Origin of the sequence: Nocardioides endophyticus (assembly GCF_039543845.1) — a bacterium.
In the GTDB taxonomy this organism is placed as follows: Bacteria; Actinomycetota; Actinomycetes; order Propionibacteriales; family Nocardioidaceae; genus Nocardioides; species Nocardioides endophyticus.
On record NZ_BAABKN010000005.1, the window covers coordinates 88,053 to 110,689 of the forward strand.

The following is a 22,637-nucleotide window of genomic DNA, read 5'->3' on the forward strand; positions in this document are numbered from 1 at the left end:
AAGCTCAGCAGGGCACACGTTACCGGGAGCCACCCCCGATCGGTGGCATCCGGAGCGCGGGTCTCTGCCGGCGAGTGCTCCCGGAGACCTGCATCCCCTCAACGTCGTCGTGACCGCCGGCGGGCCCGGTGCTGATCGACTGGCCGAGGTTGACGCTGCCGACCCGGCCCTGCAGCTCGGTGGGGACGGTCCGTTGGCGCACGGTGAGCGATGTCGTTGCCCCAGATGAAGGCGTGCGCGCCGAACGTGATGTTGAAGACGAAGATCGTCAGCACCAGCGTGCGTACGGCGGCGTTGTGCAGCACCCAGCGGAACTCCGCGCCGAACCTTCGGGGCGCCACGAGGCCGACGATGCTCACAAGGGCGCGACGGTACTCGGGCGACCCGGCGGTCGCGATCTATTTATGGGCAGCCGTTCAGGCGGGCTGCATCTCCTGCAGGTGCGAGGTCTCGATCTCGAGGAGGGCGGCGGCGTGTGCCTGGGCCAGCCGGTCGTTCTCCTCGGACAGACGCCCAGCGAGCGCCTCGAGCTCACCCACGCGCGCACGCAGCCGAGCATTCTCGGCGGCGAGGGCGGGGCTTCGCAGGTCGCTGTTCATGTAGCCGATCAGCGCCTTGGCCATGAAAGAGCCTTCCGGGGGGTGTGGAAAGGGGGTTGACTCGCGGTGGCGAGCCGTCTTCAAGAGTCCCACCCGCTGGGCTGGGGGTCAATCTCGGAGCGCGGGGAGGTGAGCGAGCCGTCTCGAAACCAAGTCACTCGGCGTGGGGCACGGCCCCGCCGCGGCCGGCCGACGATCGACGCCGGCGCGGCGCGGGCTGGCACACCGGGCAGAAGTACGACGAGCGGTTCATGAAGGCGACCCGTCGCATCGGCGTACCGCACCGCTCGCAGGGCTCCCCCTCGCGGCCGTAGGCGTGCAACGAGCGGTCGAAGTAGCCCGACTCCCCGTTGACGTTGACGTAGAGGGCGTCGAACGACGTGCCGCCCTGTCCGAGCGCGGAGACCATCACCTCGCGGGCATGCCCGAGCAGCTCGCGCACCTGGGCGGCGGAGAGCCGGTCGCCCGGTCGCTCGCCGTGGATCCGGGCACGCCACAGGGCTTCGTCGGCGTAGATGTTGCCGACGCCGGAGATGAGGTTCTGGTTGAGCAGCTGGCGCTTGACCCCGGACGTCCGCTTGCGCACCGTGCGGACGAACTCGTCGTCGTCGAACTGCGGGTCGAGGGGGTCGCGGGCGATGTGAGCGATCTCTGCCGGGAGCTCCGCTCCCCCGGTCGAGATCGACAGCCCGCCGAACATCCGCTGGTCGACGAACCGCATCTCTCGGCCCTCGTCGGACCCGGTCAGCGAGAACCGCACCCGCAGGTGCCGCTCGTCGGGCGCCGTGGGCGGCTGGACCAGGATCTGGCCGCTCATGCCGAGGTGGCCGAGCAGGGCGTCGCCACTGTCGAGCGGCAGCCAGAGGTACTTGCCGCGGCGCCGGGCCGACTCGATCCGGCGACCGGTGAGGGCCTCGGCGAACCCCGCGGGCCCGCGGGGGTCACGGCGTACGGGCCGCGGGTGCAACACCTCGACGTCGCTGATCGTGGCGCCGACGACGTGGCGCTCGAGGCCGGCGCGGACGACCTCGACCTCGGGCAGCTCGGGCACCGGAAGCGGTCAGCCCAGGTCGGTGTTGTCAGCAGTGGTGTCGGCGGCGGCCGTGGCCGCGGACTCGGCGGCACCGAGGGAGCCGACGATCTCGCCGTACGCCGTCTCGGCCGCGGCCTGCTCGGCTTCCTTCTTGGACCGGCCCACACCGTTGCCGTAGCGGCCGGTGCCGACGCGCACCTGGGCGGTGAACGTCTTCATGTGGTCGGGGCCCTCGTCCGCGATGACGTACTCGGGGACGCCCAGCCCGTGCTCGGCGGAGAGCTCCTGCAGGGAGGTCTTCCAGTCCAGGCCGGCACCCATCGCGGACGCCGCCTCGATGAGCGGGTCGAACAGGCGATGCACGACCACCGCGGAGGTCTCGAAGCCGCCGCCGCTGAGGTGCACGGCGCCGATCACGGCCTCGACGGTGTCGGACAGGATCGACGCCTTCTCGCGACCGCCGGTCGACTCCTCGCCACGGCCGAGCATGACGTGGTCACCGATGCCGATGCCGCGACCGACCTCCGCCAGGGCGCGAGCATTGACCACGGCGGCCCGCAGCTTCGCCAGCCGGCCCTCGGAGAGGTCCGGGTGGGTGCGGTAGAGCGTCTCGGTGACGACGACCCCGAGCACGGAGTCCCCGAGGAACTCCAGCCGCTCGTTGGTCGGCAGGCCACCGTTCTCGTACGCGTACGAGCGATGCGTGAGCGCGCGCTCGAGCAGCTCGGGGTCCAGTTCCGGATCCCCGAGTGCTGCTCGCAGCGCGGCGTAGTTGGTCAGCGGACCAGGACCGGTCAGAGGACCTGACGACGGTCGGCGCGCGCGCCGTACTGGCCGCACTCACCGCACGCCGTGTGCGGGAGGTGCTTGGCACCGCAGGCGGGGTTCGCGCAGGTCGCCAGGTTGGCCGGAACGGCCTTCCAGGCAGAGCGACGGTGACGCGTGTTGCTGCGCGACATCTTCCGCTTCGGGACAGCCACTGTTTTCTCCTCTACCAGGACCGGTCGGACCGGTCGTGTGTGGTCATTCTAAGTCGTGCGGGGGTCGTGCTCGTGGGCCTACTGGTCCTGCTCGCCCGGCTCCTGCTGGAGGGCGGTGAGCCCGGCCCAGCGGGGGTCGATCGGTTCGTCGTGCGCATGGTCCGGGTCGTCCGCCAGCCGGGCGCCACACTCGACGCACAACCCAGGACAGTCGTCCATGCACAACGGCTGGAACGGTAGTGCTAGCACCACCGCGTCCCGCAGCAGGGGTTCGAGGTCGACCAGGTCTCCCTCGAGCATGCTGACCCCGTCGTCCTCCCCGGAGGAGTAGTCCTGGCCGTCGTAGACGAACAGCTCCTGGAACGTGACCTCCGTGTCTTCGGAGATCGGTTCCAGGCACCGCGCGCACTCACCGTCGAGAGCCGCCGTAGCGGTCCCCGTGACCAGCACACCCTCCATGACCGCTTCCAGCCGCAGGTCGAGTTCGACCGGCGAGCCTTCCGGGACACGGAGGACTTCGATGCCCAGATCTGCGGGCGCCGGAACAGTCAGTTCCACCTGTCGCTGGGACCCCGGGCGGCGGCCGAGCTCGCGGGTGTCGAGCACGAGCGGCGCTCTCGGGTCCAGGCTGCTCAGGTTTCTACTTCCGGTTCAGGCACAAACAGATCAGCGAGAAGCGTACCGGTCTGGCGCGTGCGGGACCAAAACAGGCGGCTCCACGCTCGGTCAGCGCTCAGCGAGGCGGGCCACCAGGCGGTCGTGCACGGGCGCCGGGACGAGCGCGGAGACGTCGCCACCGAGAGAGGCGACCTCCTTGACCAGGCTGGAGGAGACGTAGCCCAGCGACGCGTTGGTCGGGATGAAGACGGTCTCGACCCCGGTCAGGTGGGCGTTCATCTGCGCCATCGGCAGCTCGTACTCGTAGTCGTTGCCCCCACGAAGCCCCTTCACGATCGCCTGCGCGTCGATCTCGCGGCAGAAGTCGACGATCAGCCCGGTGAAGCCCATGACGCGCACGTTGGGCAGCTCGTCGCACACGGCGCGCAGCATCTCCATCCGCTCGTCGGGGTCGAACAGCCGCGACTTGGACAGGTTGGTCCCGGTCGCGATGACGAGCTCGTCGAAGATCGCGGCGGCCCGCCGGAAGATGTCGAGATGACCGTTGGTCACCGGGTCGAACGAACCGGGGCACACGGCGCGAGTCATGGCGTGGAGGCTACAGCTTCGGCGTACCAGAGCGTGGTCTCGCCGTAGCGCTTGGCGCGGGTGTCGGTGAAGCCGTCGGGCCAGGTCGGCTCGGGGCTCCGAGCGGACCGCTCGACGACCACGAGCGCGCCGGGCACCAGCCAGCCGTGCTCGACGAGCAGGGCGAGGTCGGTGGCGACGCCCTCGTCGCTGAGGGGGTACGGCGGGTCCGAGAAGACCACGTCGTACGGCGCAATCGGCGGCTTGTGCAGGGTGGCGGCGACCGAACCCGCGAGCACGACGGCCTTCGCGAAGCCGATCGTCCGGGCGTTGTCGGAGATCAGGGCGGCGGTACGACGGTCCTGCTCGACGAGCGTGACGACACCGGCTCCGCGGGACCAGGCCTCGAGCCCGACCGCGCCCGACCCGGCGTACAGGTCCAGGAACCGCAGGCCACGCAGCGAGCCGCACCAGGACTCGACCGCGGAGAACAGGGCCTCGCGCACGCGGTCGCTGGTCGGTCGCGTGGTGGCGCCGCGCGGGGTCGCGAGCCTGCGGCCGCCGGCCGAGCCTCCGATGATGCGCGTCACGCCGCGGTCCTCACGACTTCTCCATGAAGTCGGACTGCACGGACTGCTCGAGGCGGGCCACCGCCACGGCGAGGTCGGGCGCGTGGGCGAGGTCGGCGTCGGCGTCGAGGAGCCCGACCGCGGCCTCGCGCGCCTGCACGATCGTCTTCTCATCGCGGAGCACGCGCAGATTCTGCAACCCAGAGCGGTATCCCGACTGCGATTTGCCGAGAACGTCGCCCTCGCGGCGCTGCTCGAGGTCCACCCGGCTGAGCTCGAAGCCGTCCGTTGTGGCAGCGACGGCGTCGAGCCGGTCGCGCGCGGGGCTGCCCAGCTCGGCCCGCGAGACCAGCAGGCACAGCCCCGGATGGCCGCCCCGGCCGACCCGCCCACGCAGCTGGTGCAGCTGGGAGACCCCGAACCGCTCCGCGTCGATCAGCACCATCGCGGTCGCGTTGGCGACGTCGACCCCGACCTCGATCACCGTCGTCGCCACGAGCACGTCGATGTCGCCCGCGGCGTACGCCCGCATCACGCGGTCCTTGTCCTCCGGCGGCATCTTGCCGTGGAGCTTCTCGACGCGCAGCCCGGCCAGCGGCCCTGCTGTGAGCTGCGCGGCGACCTCCTCGACGGCCGCCAGCCCGCCCGCCGGCCGCTCTGGCGTGACGGTGTTGCCGTCCTCGTCGAGCTCGAGCTGGTCGCTCTCTCCCTGCTCCTGCTCGTCACCGGTGATGCGCGGGCACACGACGTACGCCTGGTGGCCCTTGTCGACCTCCTCGCGCACGCGCTCCCAGACCCGGCCGAACCAGGTGGGGTGCTCGGCGAGGGGTACGACGTTGGTCTGGATCGGCGCTCGACCCGCAGGCAGCTCGGTCAGCGTGGAGACCTCGAGGTCGCCGAAGACGGTCATCGCGACCGTGCGCGGGATCGGCGTCGCGGTCATCACGAGCACGTGTGGGGGCGTGCCGGCCTTGTCGGTCAACGCGGCCCGCTGCTCGACCCCGAAGCGGTGCTGCTCGTCGACGACGACGAGACCGAGGTCGTGGAAGATCACCCTGTCCTCGAGGAGCGCGTGGGTGCCGATGACGATGCCTGCCTCCCCCGTCGCGATCCGCGACATCGGCGCCGTGCGCTGTGCCTTCGTCATCGAGCCGGTGAGCAGCTCGACGTTGGTGGCGTCGGCGCTGCCGCCGAGCATGCCGCCGGACGCGAGGTCGCCGAGCATGGCCGTGATCGAGCGGTGGTGCTGCTGGGCGAGCACCTCGGTCGGGGCCAGCAGCGCGGCCTGGCCGCCGGAGTCGACGACGCGCAGCATCGCGCGGAGCGCGACCAGCGTCTTGCCGGAACCGACCTCTCCCTGGAGCAGGCGGTTCATCGGGTGCGCCGCCGCGAGGTCGGACTCGATCTGCGCGCCGATCTCGCGCTGACCGGCGGTGAGCTCGAACGGCAGCCGTTCGTCGAACGCCGCCAGCAGCGCACCCTGACCTCCGGTGCGGGCCTGGGCGCCGAGCTCGCGTACGGCGCGCCGACGCCGGGCCAGGACGAGCTGGGTGACCAGGGCCTCCTCGAACCGGAAGCGTCGCTGCGCGAGGGTGATCTCGGCGTACGTGCCCGGCGCGTGGATCAGCTCGAGGGCGGTCCGGGCGTCGAGCAGGTCGTAGTCGATGCGGGTCACCTCGGGCAGTAGGTCGGGCACCTCGGGGACGATCGAGAGCGCGAACGCCGTGGCGCGCTGGATGTCCCACGAGTCGACGCCCTTGGTGAGCGGGTAGATCGGGTAGAAGGCGCGCAGCGTCTCCAGCGAGAGCTCGGCCGTGTCCTCGCCGCCGTCCCCGAAGAGCACCATCTGCGGATTGGTGAGCTGCCACTCGTCACGGAAGCGGCCGACCTTGCCGAGGAAGATCCCGCGGCGGCCCTCCTTGAGGCGGGTGGTGTTCCACTCGGCGACACCCTTGGACTTGGCGAAGAACGACATCCGCAGCCGGGGGCCGTCGGTGTGCACGACCGTGTCGACGCGGTACGCCGGGCGACCTGTGCGCTTGTCCTTGTAGGTCCGGATGTCCGGCCGGCCCAGCTGCCCCGACACCGTGAGCATCTCGCCCTCGTGGAGCTGCTCGACCTTGGTCAGCTCGCCGGTCTTCACGTAGCGGCGCGGGAAGTGGTGCAGCAGGTCTCCGACCGTGCGCAGGCCGAGTCGCTCGACGATGGCGTCGCGCTTCTTCTTCTGGTCGCCGAGGACCGTGGCGACCGGCGAGTCGAGGGTGATCATGGGCGTGCCTTCTGGGTCATTCGGCGGACATCAGCAGCGGGTAGCGCGGCTGCCCTCCGTCGTACACCACGACGTCGACAGCGGGGTGACGCTCCTCGACGTACGCCGCGCACCGGGTCGCCAGCGCACCGTCGGTGTCGTCGGCGCCGCCGACGATCGTGACGAGCTCGCCGCCACTGCCGAGGAGGCGGTCGAGGACGTCGGTCGCGACGACGAACAGGTCGTCGCCCACGACCGCGAAGTCACCCGCGATCACCCCCAGCACGTCGCCCGGTTCGCACGGTCCCCCCATCGTCATCGCCTGCTTGGCGGCGATCGTGACTGCTCCCTGGCGGGCGTGCCGGGCGGTCGCGGTCATCTCCAGGATGTCCTGGTCGAACGCGCGACCGGGTTCGTGGACCGCGATCGCGGCCAGGCCGGTCACCTGCGCGTGGGTCGGGATCACCGCGACGCGGATGGACTCGCCGAGGTCCGCCTCCGCCGTACGGGCGGCGATCTCGGCGACCCGCACGGAGTCGGCATCGTTGGGCAGGACGACGACCTCGGCGGCACCGCAGGCGGTGATCGCCTCGAGCAGCTGTCCGGTGGACGGGCGCTGGCCAGGACCGCCGACCACGACCACCGCACCCGCCTCCTCGAACAGGCTGGCCAGACCCGGGCCGGCCGCCACGGCGATGACGCGCCGTCCGGCGCGCTCGGACACCCGGACACCCGCGGCCTCGACCTGCTCGGCGAAGTGAGTGACCCGGACCCGGTGCGGCCGACCTGCTTCGATGCCCGCCTCGATCGCGGCGCCGACGTCGTCGACGTGGACATGGACGTTCCAGAGGCCGTCGCCGCCCACCACGACCAGCGAGTCCCCGAGCCCGGCGAGCGTCTCCCGGAGCCGGGGCACCTCGGCGTCGTCGGCGTCGAGGAGGTACATCACCTCGTAGGCGGGTCCGTCCGGCGTCAGGTCGCCCTGGATCGCCGGGATGGGCACCGGGATGTGCCTGCTGCCGAGCGGCGACGTGACCGGCGTCGGCCGGCGGCCGGTGAGAACGGTCTCGGCGGCGTCGAGGATGACGCTCAGCCCGCGCCCGCCCGCGTCGACGACACCGGCGTCGCGGAGCACGGGCAGCAGGTCCGGCGTACGTGCCAACGCCTCGCGGGCGGCGGCGGCGGCCGCGACGAACACGTCGCGCGCGCGGGCGCCGGGTGCCGCGGCGACACGGGCGGCCGCCTCCCCCGCGGCCCGGCTCACGGTCAGGATCGTGCCCTCGACCGGGGTGCCGACGGCGGCGTAGCTCGCGTCGGCCGCGTTGACGAGAGCGTCCGCCATCACCGCGGCGGTGTGATCGTCCGCTCCGGCCCGGGCGATCTGGCGGGCGATCGCGCGCAGCATCTCGCTCAGGATCACGCCCGAGTTGCCGCGTGCACCGAGCAGTGCCCCACGCCCGAACGCTTCGAGCGCCGTACCGAGGTCGACCTCCGGATCCTGGTCGGTCAGCGCCCGTACGGCGTCGCGCGCAGCCGAGACGGTGAGGTACATGTTCGTGCCGGTGTCGCCGTCCGGGACCGGGTAGACGTTGAGTGCGTCGATCTCCTCGCGGGCCTCGGCGAGGGCGTCGGTGGCGACATCGACGAAGCGCAGCACCACGGCGAGGGTGATGCGACCCTCGATCGGTACTTCCATCATCGCGTCCTCGATCGTGGAGAATGGCCCTGAACGGCTCGGGAGATGAGTGCCACAGGCTAGTGGCACCCGCACGATTTTCGCCTCGGCGGCACGTCAGATACTCTTGTGCGGTTGCCCGTTCGCGGGCCCCACGTTTCTCAACACCCAGTTCTCAAGACCTTCGATCGTTCAGGAGTACCTCGTGGCTGCCGTCTGCGACATCTGCGCCAAGAAGCCGGGCTTCGGCAACAACCGGCCGTGGTCGCGCAAGATCACCAAGCGCCGCTTCGACCCCAACATCCAGCGCGTCCGGGCCACCGTCAACGGCACCCCGAAGCGTCTCAACGTCTGCACCGGCTGCCTCAAGGCCGGCAAGGTCTCCCGCTGATCTAGCTCTTCGCGAGGCCCCGATCGTTTCTGCGGTCGGGGCCTTTCGCATGCCCTGGCGGTCTCACCGGTGCACCGGTGAAACTGTCACTTCTCGGCCGACGCAACGCCTGAGAAGTGACAGTCCTCCCGGAGAAGTCCGTGCTAGAAGTGCGTCCACCCCGTGGCGCCTTCGTACGGCGCACCGTCGACCGTGACCCCAGCGCCCTCGGCGACCGCGCCGATCACGGCCCACCCCTCCGGCACCGCAGCGACATCGCGGAAGGTGGCGAGCAGCGCGTGGTCGTCGCCGCCGCCGAGGATGAACTGGATCGGGTCCGCGCCGAGTGCGGCGCCGACCGCGTGCAGCGGGTCGGGGATGTCGAAGGCCGACGCGTGCACGTCGATCGCGACCCCGGAGTCGTCCGCGATGTGCCCGGCCTCGGCGAGCAGGCCGTCGGAGACGTCGATCAGCGCGGTGGCGCCGGCCTCGGCGGCGACCTTGCCGGCGTCGTACGGCGGCTCCGGGCGCCGGTAGGCCTCGACCAGCACGCGCGGGGAGCGGAACCCGCGGCCCAGGACTGCGAGCCCGCCGGCGGCCCAGCCCTGCCGGCCGCAGATCGCGAGGACATCGCCGGGCCGTGCACCCGAACGCAGCACGGGGGACTCGGTGCAGGCGCCGAGCACCGTCACGGCGATGACGACCTGGTCCGCGCGGGTCACGTCTCCCCCGACGACGCTGGCGCCGACCAGCGCACACTCGTCGGCGAACCCGCGTGCGAAGTCGAGCGCCCACTGCACCGGCAGGTCCGCGGGGGCAGCCAGTCCGACCGTGAGGGACGTGGCCCGACCGCCCATCGCGTTGATGTCGGACAGGTTCTGGGCCGCAGCCCGGTGCCCGACGTCCTCGGCGGAGGCCCACTCCCGGCGGAAGTGGCGGCCCTCGACCATCAGGTCGGTCGACACGACCACATGCCCGGTGCGCACGCGCAGGACCGCGGCGTCGTCGCCGGGGCCGACCAGCACGTGCTCGCCCTGCGGGAACAAGTCCACGAGCGCCGAGATGAGACCGAACTCCCCGGCGTCGGCGAGCGTGGCGTCTGAGGGGAACGGGGCGGGAGCGGACATGGACCCATCCCACCAGATCCCGCAGCGGCCAGACCGGCGGCCACCTATCGACACGCGCATACCCCGCGGTAGGTTGGCCCCGCACGTTAGCCAGCAACCCCAGGGAGAGCTCGATGGTCGTCCAGGCGTACATCCTGATCCAGACCGATGTCGGCAAGGCCGCTGAGGTCGCAACTGCCATTGCCCAGGTCAAGGGCGTGACCCTCGCCGAGGACGTCACCGGTCCGTACGACGTCATCGTGCGTGCCGAGGCGCGCAACGTCGACGAGCTCGGCAAGCTGGTCGTGTCGAAGGTCCAGAACCTCGACGGCATCACCCGCACCCTGACCTGCCCGGTCGTGCACATCTGAGTGCCGACCCCCACGCGCTCTCGGCGCCCCGTGTCCCTCCGGACCCGGGGCGCCGTCGCGTGCGCGGTGCTGCTCCTGGCGACCGGCTGTAGCAGCACTCCGCCTGAGATCGACGGGCCCGACCTCCCCGCGGCGCAGGACGCCGCCTGCCGGGCCCTCGTGGCGGCCCTCCCGGACACCCTCGTCGGCGAGAAGGCCGTCGAGGTCACCGGCGCGACGGCGTACGGCGCCGCGTGGGGCGACCCCGCGATCGTGCTGACCTGCGGTGTCGTCGCGGTCGACATCAGCGACGTGCCGCAGTGCGTGGAGGCGGACGGCATCGGCTGGCTCGTGTCGGACGAGGACGCCGAGGGCGACCGGGACGCGACGTTCACCGCCGACGGATACCGGCCCCGGGTGCGACTCGAGGTCCCGGAGGACTACCTGCCGGAGCAGGGGGCCAGCGCACTGGCCGAGCTGGCCGCACCGCTGAAGCAGCACCTGAAGAAGACGGTCTCCTGCCTGAGCGTGTCCGACTTCTAGACGGGTCTCAGCGCAGTCCGGTGTCGCGGGCCAGCGCGAGCCGGATCAGCCGGTCGACCAGCGCCGGGTAGTCGACGCCGGAGGCGGCCCACATCTGGGGGTACATCGAGGTCGGGGTGAAGCCCGGCATCGTGTTGAGCTCGTTGACGACGACCCGGCCGCCGGGCAACACGAAGAAGTCCACCCTGGCCAGGCCCTCGCAGCCGACGGCCTCGAAGGCACGCACGGACAGCTCACGGATCTGCGCGGTCACCTCGGCCGGAAGGTCGGCGGGGATGTCGATCTCGGTGTGCTGGCCCGGGAGGTACTTGGCCTCGAAGTCGTAGAACTCGTGGTCGCCGCCGACCCGCAGCTCCGCCGGCAGGCTGGTCTCGGGAGTGCCGTCGAGTGCCTGGAGGACCCCGCACTCGATCTCGCGGGCGTCGACGGCCGCGGTCTCGACGAGCACCTTCGGGTCGTAGCGGACCGCCTCGGCGATCGCCGCCTCGAGCTCGGTGGCGTCGTGCACCTTGGAGATGCCGAAGCTCGAGCCACCTCGTGCGGGCTTCACGAACTGCGGGTAGCCGAGCCGGTCGGCCCGCTCGCGGCACGCGGCCTCGTCCCGTTTCCACTCCCCCGCGGTGACGGTCACCGACGGGAGCAGCGGAAGCCCGGCGGCCGCGAGCACGAGCTTCATGTAGGCCTTGTCCATGCTGACGGCGGAGGCGAGGACGCCGGCTCCGACGTACCGCACGCCGGCCATCTCGAGCATGCCCTGGATGGTCCCGTCCTCGCCCCACGGACCGTGCAGCAGCGGGAAGACCACGTCCACGTCACCGAGGGTGCGCGGCGGCTCGGACGGCTCGGTGACGACCAAGCCGGTCGAGGCCGCCTCGGGGGCCAGCGCGATCGTCGCGCGGTCGCCGTCGACAGCCGGCAGGCGGTCCGGGCCGGTGATGCGCAGGCGCTCGGGGTCGCCGGACTCCAGCACCCAACGCCCGTCCGTCGCGATGCCGATCGGCACCACGTCGTACTGCTCGGGGTCGATGGCCGCGAGCACGCTCCCGGCAGTGACACAGGAGATCGCGTGCTCGCTCGACCGACCGCCGAAGACGACTGCGACGCGGGGCTTGCGGGGTGCGGAGTTCATCGGCACGACCTTATCCGGCTAGCGTCGTGCCATGACCGAGGACCTGCGGCCCGCCACCGTCGCCGTCACAGCGGGCCGCCCCGCTCACGAGCCCGACCAGCCGCTCAACCCGCCGATCGTGATGGCTGCGACGTACGTCGCGGGGGGCGAGCTCGAGTACGGCCGCTACGGCAATCCCACCTGGACGGCACTCGAGGACGTCCTCGGCGCCCTCGAGGGCGGGCGGTGCCTGACCTTCGCCTCGGGACTGGCCGCGGTCGCGACCGTGCTGGACCTCGTCGGCCAGGGAGGCATCGTCGTCGCACCGGTGCACTCCTACACGGGCACGCTGCTCCAGCTGGCCGACCTGGAGGCCCGCGGACGGATCACCGCCCGGCTCGTCGACATCACCGACACCGAGGCCGTCGTCGCTGCGTGCGACGACGCGGCGCTGGTGTGGTTCGAGTCGCCGACCAACCCCGCACTCGAGCTCGCCGACATCCCGGCGATCGCGGCAGCGGCGCACGAGGCCGGGGCGTACGTCGTCGTGGACAACACCTTCGCCACTCCTCTGCTCCAGAAGCCGCTCGAGATGGGCGCCGACATCGTGGTGCACTCGGCGACCAAGTACCTCGCGGGACACAGCGACGTCCAGATGGGCGCGATCATGACGACCGATGACCAGCTGTACGGCGTGCTCAAGGGCCGGCGCGACCTGCTGGGGGCCATCCCCGGGACGTTCGAGGCCTGGCTGACTCTGCGCGGCGTACGCACCCTGCACCTGCGGGTGGAGCGCGCGCAGGCCAACGCGACCGAGCTGGCCCGCCGACTGGCCGACCACCCGGCGATCGGCGAGGTGCGCTACCCCGGCTTCGGCGCGATCGTCTCCGTGGTGCTCGCCCAAGGGGCGATGGCGGCCGACCTGCTGTGCCACAAGACCCGTGTGTGGACCCACGCGACGTCACTCGGCGGGGTCGAGTCGACCCTGGAGCGTCGCCGCCGCTGGAAGGCGGAGCCTGCGACCATCCCCGACGCCCTGGTGCGGCTGTCGGTCGGGATCGAGGACGTCGAGGACCTCTGGAACGACCTCGAGGCGGCGCTCGACGGGCTGGTCTGAGTAGCTCTTCGGTCGAGCAGGTTGCGCTGGCAACCGTGTCGAGGCCGTGAGACGAACAGCGCCGTAGGCCCGTCACCGGGTCTCGACACACTCCGTCGCGGCTTCGTTCCTCAGCCGCGGTCGCTGCTCGACCACCGATGAAACTGACTGATCGACTCCGCCGATCAGTCAGTTTCGGCCTTCGTGTCACGGGCGATGAACGCGTCCATCATCTGCTCGGCCGTCATCCGTCCGTCGACGAGGGCGTCGACGTGGTGGGCGATCGGCGCGTCCACGCCGGTGCGCTCGGCGAGCGCGAGCAGCGAGGAGCACGACTTCGCTCCCTCGGCGACCTGGCGCGTCGAGGCGTAGATCTCCGCCGTCGTCATGCCCTGCCCGAGCTTCTCGCCGAAGGTCCGGTTGCGCGACAACGGCGACGAGCACGTCGCGACCAGGTCGCCGAGCCCGGCCAGCCCCATCAGGGTGAGCGGATTCGCACCGAGAGCCATCGCCAGACGCGCGGTCTCGGCAAGCCCACGGGTGATCAGCGAGGCCGTCGTGTTGTCGCCGAACCCGAGTCCGACAGCCATGCCCACCGACAGCGCGACGACGTTCTTGTAGGCGCCGCCGAGCTCGCAGCCGAGCACGTCGATGCTCGTGTAGGGCCGGAACGCGGGCGAGTGGCACCGCGCCTGCAGCATCTTCGCGACATCCTCGTCCTCGCAGGCCACCACCGAGGCCGCAGGCTCGCGGCGGGCGATCTCCTTGGCCAGGTTGGGCCCGCTGATGACCGCGATCCGCTCCGGTCCGGCCTCGGTGATCTCGGCGATCACCTGGCTCATCCGCTCCAGAGTGCCGAGCTCGACGCCCTTCATCAGGGACACGTACGTCGCGCCGGCCTCGACGTACGGCGCCCACTGGGTGAGGTTCTCGCGCAGGGACTGCGATGGGGTCGCCAGCACCACGACGTCGGCACCGTGGAGGGCCTTCTCGACGTCGTGGGTCGCCTGGATCGCGGGTGGCAGCTCGACGCCGGGCAGGTAGTCGGGGTTCTCCCGCTGCTCGTTGACCGCAGTGGCAACCTCTTCGCGCCGCGCCCACAGGTTCACGTCGTTGCCGGCGTCGGCGAGGACGATCGAGAAGGCCGTCCCCCACGAACCGGAACCGAGCACCGCAACCTTGCTCATGAATCATCCTTCCGCGTCTTGTTGGGGTTGCCGATCTGCTGCACACCGTGCTTCTTCATGTCGAACCGCTCAGCCGGCGCCTTCTCACCGCGGACCTCCTCGACGAGGTGGGTGATCGCAGCCATGATCCGGTCGGTCGCCTGCTGGATCACCGCCGGGGTGCGTTGCTGGGTGACCAGGTCGGAGAGGTCCACCGGTGCACCGACCTTCATCGTGATCAGCTTGCGAGGGAAGAGATCGGGCTTCTTCGAATATCGCGGCAGTATCTCTTGCGCACCCCACTGCCCGACGGGGATCACCGGGCAGCCGGTCTCGAGTGCGATCCGGGCAGCACCCGACTTCCCGGTCATCGGCCAGCCGTCGGGGTCCCGGGTGAGCGTGCCCTCCGGGTAGACCACGACGCACTCCCCCTGTCGCACCGCGGCGACGGCCGCGTCGAAGGCACCGGCCGCGTTCTTGCTCAGCCGCTCGACGGGGATCTGGCCGGCGGCCCGGAGGAAGAAGCCGAGCGCCTTGTTCTTGAACAGGCCCGACTTCGCGAGATAGCGCGGCAGCCGCCCGTGGTCGTAGACGATGTGGGCGGCGGTCAGCGGGTCGACGTGCGAGACGTGGTTGAGCACCAGGATGAATCCCCCGGTCTCGGGGATGTTCTCTCCGCCGATCCACTCATGGGTGGTCGTCGCGATCAGTGCCGGACGCACGATCGGCACCGCGATCCACCACGCCCAGCCGCGCTTCTGCGTCTGCTTCCGTACAACCACCTGCGCAGGTTAGTCCACGGGCCTGACAGGATCGGGGCAATGTCCGCTCAGCCCGCCGCCCGCTTCGCCGTCCTGGTGCCGGTCAAGCCACCCGCCGTCGGCAAGTCGCGCCTCGCCGGCCTCGACGGCGGCGCCGCTCGGCGACGGTTGGCGGAGTCGTTCGCCCAGGACACCGTCCTCGCCTGCCTGCGTGCCAGCACCGTCAGCCAGGTCATGGTCGTGACCGACGATGCGCAGTTCTCCTACGTGCTCTCCGCGCTCGGCTGCACCGCGATCCCCGACGGGGTGTCGGGAGACCTGAACGGCACGCTGCGCCAGGCAGCGTCAGAGGCGCGACGCAGGTGGCCCGACCTGGTGCCGGTCGCCGTCTGCGCCGACCTTCCGGCGCTGCGCACCGACGACCTGGACGAGCTGCTGGGTGACCTCGACACCACTCGTCCGAGCTTCGTCCCCGATGCGGCCGGGGTGGGGACCACGCTGTACGTCGCCGGGCACGACGAGTTCGACCCGCAGTTCGGGCCCGGGTCCCGGGTGGCCCACCTCGCCTCCGGCGCCCGCGAGCTGACCGACGCGCCTGCGTCGGTGCGCCGCGACGTCGACGACCCTGCCGACCTGGACGAGGCGGTCAGCCTCGGCGTAGGACCGAACACCGCCGTCGCCCTCCTCGCGGCTGACCTCACGTCCTGACAGACGAACGGGCCGCCACCCCGGAGGGTGACGGCCCGTTCGACGGTGCGGTGGGTCAGGCCTTCTTGGCCGTCTTCTTGGCCGGAGCCTTCTTCGCAGGTGCCTTCTTGGCGGCCGCCTTCTTGGCCGGTACCGCCTTCTTGACCGTGGCGGTCTTCTTGGCGGGTGCTGCCTTCTTCGCGGGTGACACCTTCTTGGCCGGAGCCTTCTTCGCAGCCACCTTCTTGGCCGGCGCCGCCTTCTTGGCCGGAGCGGCCTTCTTCGCGGTTGCTGCCTTCTTGGCCGGAGCCGCCTTCTTCGCCGGCGCCGCCTTCTTGGCCGGAGCCGCCTTCTTGGCCGCAGCCGACGCCTTCTTGGCAGCGGCCGGCGCTGCGGCCAGCGTCAGCTTGGGCAGCTTCTTGGCACCCGACACGACGTTCTTCAGATCAGCGCCGGCGGTGAACTTCGGCACCGCCGTCTTCTTCGCCTTGATCCGAGCGCCGGTCTGCGGGTTACGCACCCAGCGCGCCTCGCGGATCCGCTTCTCGAACGAGCCGAAGCCGGTGATCGCGACCTTCTCGCCCTTCGCGACCTCACGCGTGATCGTGTCCAACACGGACTCCAGCGCGTGTGACGCCGCCTTCTTGTTCCCGTCGAAACGTGACGAGAGTGCGTCAATGAACTCTGACTTGTTCACTGTCTTCCCTTCCAATGAACGCCTGTGGTCGAGCCCATGCTCGACTTTCTTCAATGCACGCTAGGTAAACGTGGCCGCACTCACAATCACCAAGCGGCGTTTTGCGCAGTGTTTTTCCTCGCGTCCCAGATGCCGCGCGGTGCGCTTCGGCCCGGCGTGGAGGTCTCAGACCGGCTCAGCGGCGGGCATTTGCCGGCATCTCCGGCGCTCCAGCAGCAGCACCCCGTAATGCAGTGATGCCGAGTTTTCCCAACCAGGGTTGGGAAAACTCGGCATCAGCGACAGGTGTGAGCGAGCATCAGCTCGCGTGCAGGGTCACCGGCTTCCATGCGGGTCGGGTCGCCTCGAAGGTCGCGATGTCGGCCTCGTGGCTGAGAGTGATGCCGATGTCATCGAGGCCCTCGATCAGACGCCAACGGGTGTAGTCGTCGATGTCGAAGGAGTCCTCGATCGCGTCGACCCCCTCACCGGCACGCACCGTGCGCGCTTCGAGGTCGACCGTCACGGTCGCGCCGGGCTGCCCGTCGAGCAGGTCCCAGATCCGCTGGACGACCTTCTCGTCGACCTGCGCGGCGACCAGGCCGGCCTTGCCGGAGTTCCCTCGGAAGATGTCACCGAAGCGGGGTGAGATGACTGCCTTGAAGCCGTAGTTCTGCAAGGCCCACACGGCGTGCTCGCGCGACGAACCGGTGCCGAAGTCGGGGCCTGCGACCAGGATCGAGCCGCCGGCGTACGCCTCGTTGTTGAGGATGAATGTCGGGTCGTTGCGCCACGCGGCGAACAGCCCGTCCTCGAAGCCGGTCCGCGTGACCCGCTTGAGGTACTCGGCGGGGATGATCTGGTCGGTGTCGACGTTGCTGCGGCGCAGCGGCACGCCGACGCCGGTGTGGGTCGTGAACTTGTCCATCTCAGTTGCTCCCAACGGTGACGGGCTGGAGGTCGGCGGGCGAGGAGAGCGTGCCGCGGATGGCGGTCGCCGCAGCGACCGGTACGGACACCAGGTGGGTGCGACCACCCTTGCCCTGACGGCCCTCGAAGTTGCGGTTGGAGGTCGAGGCGCTGCGCTCGCCGGGCGCGATCGTGTCGGGGTTCATGCCCAGGCACATCGAGCAGCCGGCACCGCGCCACTCGGCGCCTGCCTGCTTGAAGATCACGTCGAGGCCCTCGTCCTCGGCCTGGAGCCGCACCCGAGCCGAGCCCGGGACGACGAGCATCCGGGTGTCCGCGGCGACGCGGTGTCCCTCCATGATGCTGGCCGCGAGCCGCAGGTCCTCGATGCGGCCGTTGGTGCAGGAGCCCACGAACACCGTGTCGACCTTGACGTCGCGCATCGGCGTACCGGCCTCGAGACCCATGTAGCGCAGGGCGTTCTCCGCGGCGACCTTGTCCTGCTCGTCGTCGAAGTCCGCGGGGTTGGGGACGGTCCCGCTGAGCTGCACGCCCTGGCCGGGGTTGGTGCCCCAGGTGACGAACGGTGTCATGTCGGCAGCGTCGAGCACGATCTCCTTGTCGAAGACCGCGTCGTCGTCGGTGCGCAGGGTCTTCCAGTGTGCGACCGCGGCGTCCCAGTCGGCGCCCTTGGGTGCCTCGGGACGGCCCTCGATGTAGTCGAAGGTCGTCTGGTCGGGAGCGATCATGCCGGCCTTCGCGCCCCACTCGATCGACATGTTGCAGACGGTCATCCGGCCCTCCATCGAGAGCTCTTCGATGGCCTGGCCCCGGTACTCGACGATGTAGCCCTGCCCACCGCCCGTCCCGGTGTGGGTGATCAAGGCGAGGACCATGTCCTTGCCGGTGACGCCGGCGGGGAGGCTGCCGTTGATCGTGACCGACATGGTCTTCGGCTTCGCCTGCGGCAGCGTCTGCGTGGCGAGCACGTGCTCGACCTCCGAGGTGCCGATCCCGAAGGCGATCGCACCGAACGCGCCGTGGGTGCTGGTGTGACTGTCGCCGCACACGATCGTCATGCCGGGCTGGGTCAGGCCGAGCTGCGGGCCGACGACGTGGACGATGCCCTGCTCGATGTCGCCGAGCGGGTGCAGCCGGACACCGAACTCCTCGGCGTTGCGCCGCATGGTCTCGACCTGCGTGCGGGAGACGGGATCGGCGATCGGCTTGTCCCAGTCGATCGTCGGGACGTTGTGGTCCTCGGTGGCGAGGGTCAGGTCGGGGCGGCGCACCTGGCGGCCGGCGAGGCGGAGGCCGTCGAAGGCCTGCGGGGAGGTCACCTCGTGGATGAGGTGGAGGTCGATGAAGAGAAGGTCCGGCTCTCCGTCAACAGACCGGACGACATGCTCGTCCCAGACCTTCTCGGCCAGGGTCTTGCCCATGACTGACTCCCTCAGTGTGCGTTCGTGTGGTGGATACGTCACAGAGCGTACCGCTTGCATCCCATGATCTGAGACGCCAGTATTGCCATATGGACAACACCAGCGGAGTCGGCGTCCTCGACAAGGCCGCCCTCGTGCTCACCGCCCTCGAGTCGGGCCCGGCCACCCTCGCGGGTCTGGTCGCCGGCACCGGCCTGGCCCGCCCGACCGCCCACCGACTGGCCGTCGCACTCGAGCACCACCGCTTGGTCGCCCGCGACATGCAGGGCCGTTTCGTGCTCGGTCCGCGTCTCGCCGAGCTCTCCGCCGCCGCCGGCGAGGACCGTCTGCTCGCCACGGCAGGCCCGGTGCTCGCCCGTCTCCGCGACATCACCGGCGAGTCCGCACAGCTCTGGCGGCGCCAGGGCGACCACCGTGTCTGCGTCGCCGCGGCCGAGCGGCCCAGCGGCCTGCGCGACACCATCCCCGTCGGCTCGCAGCTGACCATGCGTGCCGGCTCGGCCGCGCAGGTGCTGCTTGCGTGGGAGGACCCGGAGCGGATGCACCGCGGCCTGCAGAACTCCGCGTTCTCGGCCGCCGCGCTCTCCGGCATCCGCCGCCGCGGCTGGGCCCAGTCGGTCGGCGAGCGCGAGCAGGGCGTCGCGTCCGTCTCCGCCCCGGTCCGCTCCCCCGGCGGCAAGATCATCGCCGCGGTGTCGGTCTCCGGTCCGCTCGAGCGCCTGTCCCGTCAGCCCGGCCGGATGCACGCTCCCGCCGTGCTCGCTGCCGCAGAGCGGCTGTCCGAATCGCTCCGGCGGGCTGCTGCGGAGTAGCGGAGACCCTGAGATGACAGCCAAGCTGTGGTCTCACCTCACCGGGTCTCGATACGCCGGTCGCGAGCTCGTTCCTCGCTCGCGCGGCTACTCGACCTGGCTGCCGAGTCTCAGCTCAGAACAAGGCATCTTGTTCCAGTTCCAGCAGCAGCTGCTTGCGCGGCAGGCCGCCGGCGTACCCGGTGAGGGTGCCGTTGGCGCCGATGATGCGGTGGCACGGGATCACGATCGGGATCGGGTTCCTGCCGTTGGCGAGGCCGACGGCCCGCGAGGCGGCGTTGGTCATGCCGATGCGGTGCGCGATCTCGCCGTACGACGCGGTCTCGCCCCAGCCGACGCCGAGCAGCTGGTCCCAGACCCGCCGCTGGAAGTCGGTGCCCACCGGGTCGAGGGGCAGGTCGAACTCCTTGAGGTCGCGGTCGAAGTACGCCGTGAGCTGACGGACCGTCTCCGCCAGGACCGGGTTGTCGGGTGCTTCCGCACCGCGGACCCGCCCGTCGGAGTCGCGGTAGGGCGAGAACTCGATCGCCGTGATCGCGCCGTTGTGCTCGACGATGCGCAACGGGCCGATCGGGGAGTCCATCTCGGTCCACATGTCAGTGCTCCTTCGGGATTGCAGTGAGAGTAGAGCTTTGCCAGAGGTAGAGCTGGGCGTAGGACCGCCACGGGCTCCAGGACTCGGCGAGCTGAGCCGCGGTCGCCGGGTCGCGGCCGAAGCGGACGAGTGCGTCGCGGATCCCGATGTCGGTCGGCAGGAAGACGTCGGGGTGGCCGAGCGCGCGCAGTGCGATGTAGTCGGCCGTCCACGGCCCGATGCCGGGCAGCGCCAGCAGCGCCCGGCGTACGTCGTCACGGTCGGGCCCACGGTCCAGGGCGATCTCGCCGGAGGCCAGCGCGGCGCACAGGGCGATCAGCGCGCGACCGCGCGCACGCGGCATCGGCAGCTCCTCGGGATCGAGCGACGCGAGGGTCGCCGCGTCGGGGAAGAGGTGGGTCAGGCCTTCGACGGGATGGGCGATGGGACGTCCGTGAAGGGCCGTGAGCCGTGCGGCGACGGTGCGTGCGCCGGCCACGCTGACCTGCTGTCCGAGCACGGCGCGCACGGCGACCTCGTGCCCGTCGACGTGCCCCGGCACGCGCAGCCCCGGCCACTGCCTCACCAGGGGGCCGATGACCGGATCCCCCGCAAAGGCGTCACCGACCGCGACGGGGTCGCAGTCGGCGTCGAGCAGCCGACGCACCCGCTCGGACGCGGCACTGATGTCGCGCAGGTCATCGAGGGCGAACGACGCTGTCACGAACGCGGTCTGCTGCGCCGCCGGCTCATCCGGGATCTCCAGCCGCACCGTGCCGGAGCCGTGCGGGAGCGCCAGGGTCCGGGCGTACCAGCCCTCCCCCGCTGTCTCGACGCCGGGCACGGCACGCAACGCGAGGAAGTCGAGCAGCGCCTTCCCGGCGTACGGCGTGCGCACGGCGAGCCGCATCACGAGCGTGCCGGTGGCCGGCTGACCGCCGCGGCGTCCGCGAAGCTCGGTCGGCGACGATGCGTAGACCTCGCGAACGGTCTCGTTGAACTGCCGCACGCTGGAGAAGCCAGCAGCGAAGGCCACGTCCGCGTAGGTCAGGTCCGTGGTCTCGATGAGCACCCGGGCGGTCTGGGCACGACGCGCCCGGGCCAGGGCAAGCGGTCCGGCGCCGAGCTCGGCGGTGAGGATGCGACCGAGGTGGCGCGAGGTGTAGCCGACCCGGCAGGCCAGACCCTCGACTCCGTCGCGGTCGACGACGCCGTCGGCGATCAACCGCATCGCCCGGCCGGCCGCGGTCGCCGCCACGTCCCAGTCGGGGCTCCCCGGGGTCGCGTCGGGCAGGCAGCGCTTGCATGCGCGGTAGCCCGCTGCCTGGGCCGAGGCTGCGCTCGGGTGGAAGGTCACGTTGTGGAACGCCGGGGTGCGCGCCGGGCAGGACGGTCGGCAGTAGATGCCAGTGGTGCGGACCGCGGTGTAGAAGACACCGTCGAAACGGCGGTCCCGCGACTTCACCGCGCGGTAGCAGGACTCGCCATCCAGGTGGGGAGCCATCCGCGTCTCGAGGGTCGGGGTCATGCATCCATCTTCCCCCACGCCACCGACACCATCTGGCGGGAATCGGACATCACCGTCAGGGGCCTGGGACCGCCCCGTAGGCTGGCGGCACAGTGTCTCGGGGACACTCCCTGGAAGGACCTGACTTGGCCAAGGCGACCCGCCACCAACGACGTACAGCACTGCGGGTCATCCTCGTGACCGAGTTCGTCGTCGCACTCGTCACCGGCGCGACCGTCGCCTTCGCGTACAACCAGGTCAACGGGCGCATCGTCGCGGGACCGTCGATTGTGCACCCTCCCGGTGTCACGCGGGAGCCCAAGCTCCCCACCAGCGAGCTCAACATCCTGGTGATGGGCACCGACACGCGCTCCTGCGACGGCTGCGGGATCGACGGCGAAGCCGGCGGCGGCGGGTCCGACCTGACGATCCTCCTGCACGTGGCCAAAGGCCGGAAGTCGGCGTACGGCATCTCGATCCCCCGGGACACGCTCGTCGACCGCCCGGAGTGCACCAAGGACGACAAGACCATCCCGGCGGCGACCGACGTGATGTGGAACGACGCGCTCGCGGTCGGTGGCCCTACGTGCACCGTCGCCCAGGTGGAGGCACTCACCGGCATCTACATCGACGACTACGTCGTCGTCGACTTCGCAGGGTTCAAGGACATGGTGGACGCGGTCGACGGTGTCGAGGTGTGCATCCCGTCGGACATCGACGACCCCGAGCACAACATCCACCTCGACGCCGGCACCCGGAAGCTGTACGGCGACGCCGCACTCGCGTACGTGCGCCAGCGCAGCTCCACGCCGAACTCCGACCTCGGCCGGATGAAGCGTCAGCAGGCGTTCATCGCCTCGATGCTGTCGAGGGTGATGTCCGCCCAGACGCTCACCCGGCCCGACAAGGTCGTCGGCTTCGCCCGCGCGCTCGCGGGCTCGATCACGACCAACCCCGAGATCGCGAGCGTCGGCAAGCTCGGCAAGCTCGGCCTCTCCCTGCGCGACGCCAACCTGGACAAGATCCGCTTCGTGACCGCGCCGACCGCCGACTTCCCGGCGGACAGCCCGTACTGGGGTCGGCTCCAGCTCACCGACGCGGCGCCGGCGCTGTGGGCGAAGGTCAAGCACGACCAACCGCTCGGCACCCTCGGCAAGGGCGCGATCAGCGGCAGGAACCAGAGCGGCTCCAAGGATCAGGCCGCCGCCAACGGCCTCTGCTCCTAGACGCCGTCGCCCCTC

26 protein-coding genes are annotated in these 22,637 nt (G+C 70.8%); 7 read left to right on the forward strand and 19 right to left on the reverse strand.

Annotated features, from left to right (window positions below; all coding sequences use genetic code 11):
- Positions 1-98 precede the first annotated feature (98 nt).
- The 10 genes from ABEA33_RS02700 to ABEA33_RS02745 form a co-directional block, all read right to left on the reverse strand.
- Positions 99-359 carry a hypothetical protein gene (locus ABEA33_RS02700; RefSeq protein WP_345525019.1) on the reverse strand — a complete coding sequence of 87 codons (261 nt, stop codon included), beginning with the start codon at positions 357-359 and terminating at the stop codon, positions 99-101.
- A gap of 57 nt (positions 360-416) precedes the next feature.
- The gene (locus ABEA33_RS02705; RefSeq protein WP_056149229.1) at positions 417-623 is read right to left on the reverse strand and encodes a hypothetical protein; all 207 of its coding nucleotides are present in this window, start codon (positions 621-623) and stop codon (positions 417-419) included.
- Between the two features lie 130 nt (positions 624-753).
- Positions 754-1,650, reverse strand: coding sequence for a bifunctional DNA-formamidopyrimidine glycosylase/DNA-(apurinic or apyrimidinic site) lyase (gene mutM / locus ABEA33_RS02710; protein ID WP_345525020.1), 897 nt, complete (start codon positions 1,648-1,650; stop codon positions 754-756).
- 9 nt (positions 1,651-1,659) lie between these two features.
- On the reverse strand, positions 1,660-2,472 hold the full coding sequence (gene rnc, locus ABEA33_RS02715) for a ribonuclease III (RefSeq protein ID WP_345525021.1): 813 nt from the start codon (positions 2,470-2,472) through the stop codon (positions 1,660-1,662).
- On the reverse strand, positions 2,427-2,612 hold the full coding sequence (gene rpmF / locus ABEA33_RS02720; RefSeq protein ID WP_028645375.1) for a 50S ribosomal protein L32: 186 nt from the start codon (positions 2,610-2,612) through the stop codon (positions 2,427-2,429). The genes rnc and rpmF overlap by 46 nt, the downstream gene beginning before the upstream one ends.
- A gap of 78 nt (positions 2,613-2,690) precedes the next feature.
- The gene (locus tag ABEA33_RS02725) at positions 2,691-3,218 is read right to left on the reverse strand and encodes a YceD family protein (protein ID WP_345525022.1); all 528 of its coding nucleotides are present in this window, start codon (positions 3,216-3,218) and stop codon (positions 2,691-2,693) included.
- Between the two features lie 120 nt (positions 3,219-3,338).
- A complete protein-coding gene (gene coaD, locus ABEA33_RS02730) occupies positions 3,339-3,818 on the reverse strand; it encodes a pantetheine-phosphate adenylyltransferase (RefSeq protein WP_345525023.1) in 480 nt (159 codons plus the stop codon).
- Entirely contained in the window at positions 3,815-4,387 is a 573-nt protein-coding gene (rsmD, locus tag ABEA33_RS02735) for a 16S rRNA (guanine(966)-N(2))-methyltransferase RsmD (RefSeq protein WP_345525024.1), read from the reverse strand. The genes coaD and rsmD overlap by 4 nt, the downstream gene beginning before the upstream one ends.
- A 10-nt stretch (positions 4,388-4,397) precedes the next feature.
- Positions 4,398-6,635 (reverse strand): ATP-dependent DNA helicase RecG, encoded by a 2,238-nt coding sequence (locus ABEA33_RS02740; RefSeq protein WP_345525025.1) that lies wholly within the window; start codon positions 6,633-6,635, stop codon positions 4,398-4,400.
- 16 nt (positions 6,636-6,651) lie between these two features.
- Positions 6,652-8,310 (reverse strand): DAK2 domain-containing protein, encoded by a 1,659-nt coding sequence (locus ABEA33_RS02745; protein WP_345525026.1) that lies wholly within the window; start codon positions 8,308-8,310, stop codon positions 6,652-6,654.
- A 184-nt stretch (positions 8,311-8,494) separates the two neighbouring features.
- On the opposite strand from ABEA33_RS02745, the gene rpmB reads away from it, so the two are divergent.
- Positions 8,495-8,680 carry a 50S ribosomal protein L28 gene (gene rpmB, locus ABEA33_RS02750; protein WP_028645381.1) on the forward strand — a complete coding sequence of 62 codons (186 nt, stop codon included), beginning with the start codon at positions 8,495-8,497 and terminating at the stop codon, positions 8,678-8,680.
- A 143-nt stretch (positions 8,681-8,823) separates the two neighbouring features.
- On the opposite strand, the gene ABEA33_RS02755 is transcribed toward rpmB, so the two are convergent.
- Positions 8,824-9,786 (reverse strand): thiamine-phosphate kinase, encoded by a 963-nt coding sequence (locus ABEA33_RS02755; RefSeq protein WP_345525027.1) that lies wholly within the window; start codon positions 9,784-9,786, stop codon positions 8,824-8,826.
- 113 nt (positions 9,787-9,899) lie between these two features.
- Between ABEA33_RS02755 and ABEA33_RS02760 the strand changes: the two genes are divergently transcribed.
- Together ABEA33_RS02760 and ABEA33_RS02765 are read left to right on the forward strand one after the other, a co-directional pair.
- The gene (locus ABEA33_RS02760) at positions 9,900-10,136 is read left to right on the forward strand and encodes an Lrp/AsnC family transcriptional regulator (RefSeq protein WP_028645383.1); all 237 of its coding nucleotides are present in this window, start codon (positions 9,900-9,902) and stop codon (positions 10,134-10,136) included.
- Between the two features lie 30 nt (positions 10,137-10,166).
- Positions 10,167-10,658 carry a DUF3515 domain-containing protein gene (locus ABEA33_RS02765; protein WP_345525028.1) on the forward strand — a complete coding sequence of 164 codons (492 nt, stop codon included), beginning with the start codon at positions 10,167-10,169 and terminating at the stop codon, positions 10,656-10,658.
- Between the two features lie 7 nt (positions 10,659-10,665).
- On the opposite strand, the gene ABEA33_RS02770 is transcribed toward ABEA33_RS02765, so the two are convergent.
- Entirely contained in the window at positions 10,666-11,787 is a 1,122-nt protein-coding gene (locus ABEA33_RS02770) for a D-alanine--D-alanine ligase family protein (RefSeq protein WP_345525029.1), read from the reverse strand.
- A 31-nt stretch (positions 11,788-11,818) separates the two neighbouring features.
- Between ABEA33_RS02770 and ABEA33_RS02775 the strand changes: the two genes are divergently transcribed.
- Positions 11,819-12,883 carry a trans-sulfuration enzyme family protein gene (locus ABEA33_RS02775; RefSeq protein ID WP_345525030.1) on the forward strand — a complete coding sequence of 355 codons (1,065 nt, stop codon included), beginning with the start codon at positions 11,819-11,821 and terminating at the stop codon, positions 12,881-12,883.
- 164 nt (positions 12,884-13,047) lie between these two features.
- Here ABEA33_RS02775 and ABEA33_RS02780 read toward each other — a convergent pair whose 3' ends face one another.
- A complete protein-coding gene (locus ABEA33_RS02780) occupies positions 13,048-14,049 on the reverse strand; it encodes an NAD(P)H-dependent glycerol-3-phosphate dehydrogenase (RefSeq protein ID WP_345525031.1) in 1,002 nt (333 codons plus the stop codon).
- Positions 14,046-14,810 (reverse strand): lysophospholipid acyltransferase family protein, encoded by a 765-nt coding sequence (locus ABEA33_RS02785; RefSeq protein ID WP_345525032.1) that lies wholly within the window; start codon positions 14,808-14,810, stop codon positions 14,046-14,048. Before ABEA33_RS02785 ends, ABEA33_RS02780 begins: the two co-directional genes overlap by 4 nt.
- Positions 14,811-14,849: 39 nt before the next feature.
- Here ABEA33_RS02785 and cofC point away from each other — a divergent pair, with 39 nt between their 5' ends.
- Entirely contained in the window at positions 14,850-15,497 is a 648-nt protein-coding gene (cofC, locus tag ABEA33_RS02790) for a 2-phospho-L-lactate guanylyltransferase (protein ID WP_345525033.1), read from the forward strand.
- Positions 15,498-15,552: 55 nt separating this feature from the next.
- On the opposite strand, the gene ABEA33_RS02795 is transcribed toward cofC, so the two are convergent.
- From ABEA33_RS02795 to leuC, 3 genes are all read right to left on the reverse strand, one after another.
- On the reverse strand, positions 15,553-16,173 hold the full coding sequence (locus tag ABEA33_RS02795) for an HU family DNA-binding protein (protein WP_345525034.1): 621 nt from the start codon (positions 16,171-16,173) through the stop codon (positions 15,553-15,555).
- A 298-nt stretch (positions 16,174-16,471) separates the two neighbouring features.
- On the reverse strand, positions 16,472-17,080 hold the full coding sequence (leuD, locus tag ABEA33_RS02800; protein ID WP_345525035.1) for a 3-isopropylmalate dehydratase small subunit: 609 nt from the start codon (positions 17,078-17,080) through the stop codon (positions 16,472-16,474).
- 1 nt (position 17,081) lies between these two features.
- The gene (gene leuC / locus ABEA33_RS02805) at positions 17,082-18,503 is read right to left on the reverse strand and encodes a 3-isopropylmalate dehydratase large subunit (RefSeq protein ID WP_345525036.1); all 1,422 of its coding nucleotides are present in this window, start codon (positions 18,501-18,503) and stop codon (positions 17,082-17,084) included.
- Between the two features lie 89 nt (positions 18,504-18,592).
- On the opposite strand from leuC, the gene ABEA33_RS02810 reads away from it, so the two are divergent.
- Positions 18,593-19,315 (forward strand): IclR family transcriptional regulator, encoded by a 723-nt coding sequence (locus ABEA33_RS02810; protein ID WP_345525037.1) that lies wholly within the window; start codon positions 18,593-18,595, stop codon positions 19,313-19,315.
- Between the two features lie 115 nt (positions 19,316-19,430).
- Here the strand turns inward: ABEA33_RS02810 and ABEA33_RS02815 are convergent, their stop codons facing one another.
- Together ABEA33_RS02815 and ABEA33_RS02820 are read right to left on the reverse strand one after the other, a co-directional pair.
- Positions 19,431-19,910: a methylated-DNA--[protein]-cysteine S-methyltransferase gene (locus ABEA33_RS02815; protein ID WP_345525039.1), complete on the reverse strand. Its 480-nt coding sequence runs from the start codon at positions 19,908-19,910 to the stop codon at positions 19,431-19,433.
- Position 19,911: 1 nt separating this feature from the next.
- Complete coding sequence (locus tag ABEA33_RS02820; protein ID WP_345525041.1) at positions 19,912-21,417, reverse strand: AlkA N-terminal domain-containing protein; 1,506 nt, start codon at positions 21,415-21,417, stop codon at positions 19,912-19,914.
- 125 nt (positions 21,418-21,542) lie between these two features.
- Between ABEA33_RS02820 and ABEA33_RS02825 the strand changes: the two genes are divergently transcribed.
- Positions 21,543-22,622 carry an LCP family protein gene (locus ABEA33_RS02825; protein WP_345525042.1) on the forward strand — a complete coding sequence of 360 codons (1,080 nt, stop codon included), beginning with the start codon at positions 21,543-21,545 and terminating at the stop codon, positions 22,620-22,622.
- Positions 22,623-22,637 lie beyond the last annotated feature (15 nt).

Coding starts and splice junctions, on each gene's coding strand:
- ABEA33_RS02810 (WP_345525037.1), top strand. CDS start 18,593: ATGGACAACACCAGCGGAGTCGGCGTCCTCGACAAGGCCGCCCTCGTG.
- coaD (WP_345525023.1), bottom strand. CDS start 3,818: ATGACTCGCGCCGTGTGCCCCGGTTCGTTCGACCCGGTGACCAACGGT.
- ABEA33_RS02770 (WP_345525029.1), bottom strand. CDS start 11,787: ATGAACTCCGCACCCCGCAAGCCCCGCGTCGCAGTCGTCTTCGGCGGT.
- ABEA33_RS02780 (WP_345525031.1), bottom strand. CDS start 14,049: ATGAGCAAGGTTGCGGTGCTCGGTTCCGGTTCGTGGGGGACGGCCTTC.
- ABEA33_RS02820 (WP_345525041.1), bottom strand. CDS start 21,417: ATGACCCCGACCCTCGAGACGCGGATGGCTCCCCACCTGGATGGCGAG.
- ABEA33_RS02705 (WP_056149229.1), bottom strand. CDS start 623: ATGGCCAAGGCGCTGATCGGCTACATGAACAGCGACCTGCGAAGCCCC.
- leuD (WP_345525035.1), bottom strand. CDS start 17,080: ATGGACAAGTTCACGACCCACACCGGCGTCGGCGTGCCGCTGCGCCGC.
- leuC (WP_345525036.1), bottom strand. CDS start 18,503: ATGGGCAAGACCCTGGCCGAGAAGGTCTGGGACGAGCATGTCGTCCGG.
- ABEA33_RS02760 (WP_028645383.1), top strand. CDS start 9,900: ATGGTCGTCCAGGCGTACATCCTGATCCAGACCGATGTCGGCAAGGCC.
- ABEA33_RS02745 (WP_345525026.1), bottom strand. CDS start 8,310: ATGGAAGTACCGATCGAGGGTCGCATCACCCTCGCCGTGGTGCTGCGC.
- ABEA33_RS02775 (WP_345525030.1), top strand. CDS start 11,819: ATGACCGAGGACCTGCGGCCCGCCACCGTCGCCGTCACAGCGGGCCGC.
- ABEA33_RS02755 (WP_345525027.1), bottom strand. CDS start 9,786: ATGTCCGCTCCCGCCCCGTTCCCCTCAGACGCCACGCTCGCCGACGCC.
- ABEA33_RS02815 (WP_345525039.1), bottom strand. CDS start 19,910: ATGTGGACCGAGATGGACTCCCCGATCGGCCCGTTGCGCATCGTCGAG.
- ABEA33_RS02740 (WP_345525025.1), bottom strand. CDS start 6,635: ATGATCACCCTCGACTCGCCGGTCGCCACGGTCCTCGGCGACCAGAAG.
- cofC (WP_345525033.1), top strand. CDS start 14,850: ATGTCCGCTCAGCCCGCCGCCCGCTTCGCCGTCCTGGTGCCGGTCAAG.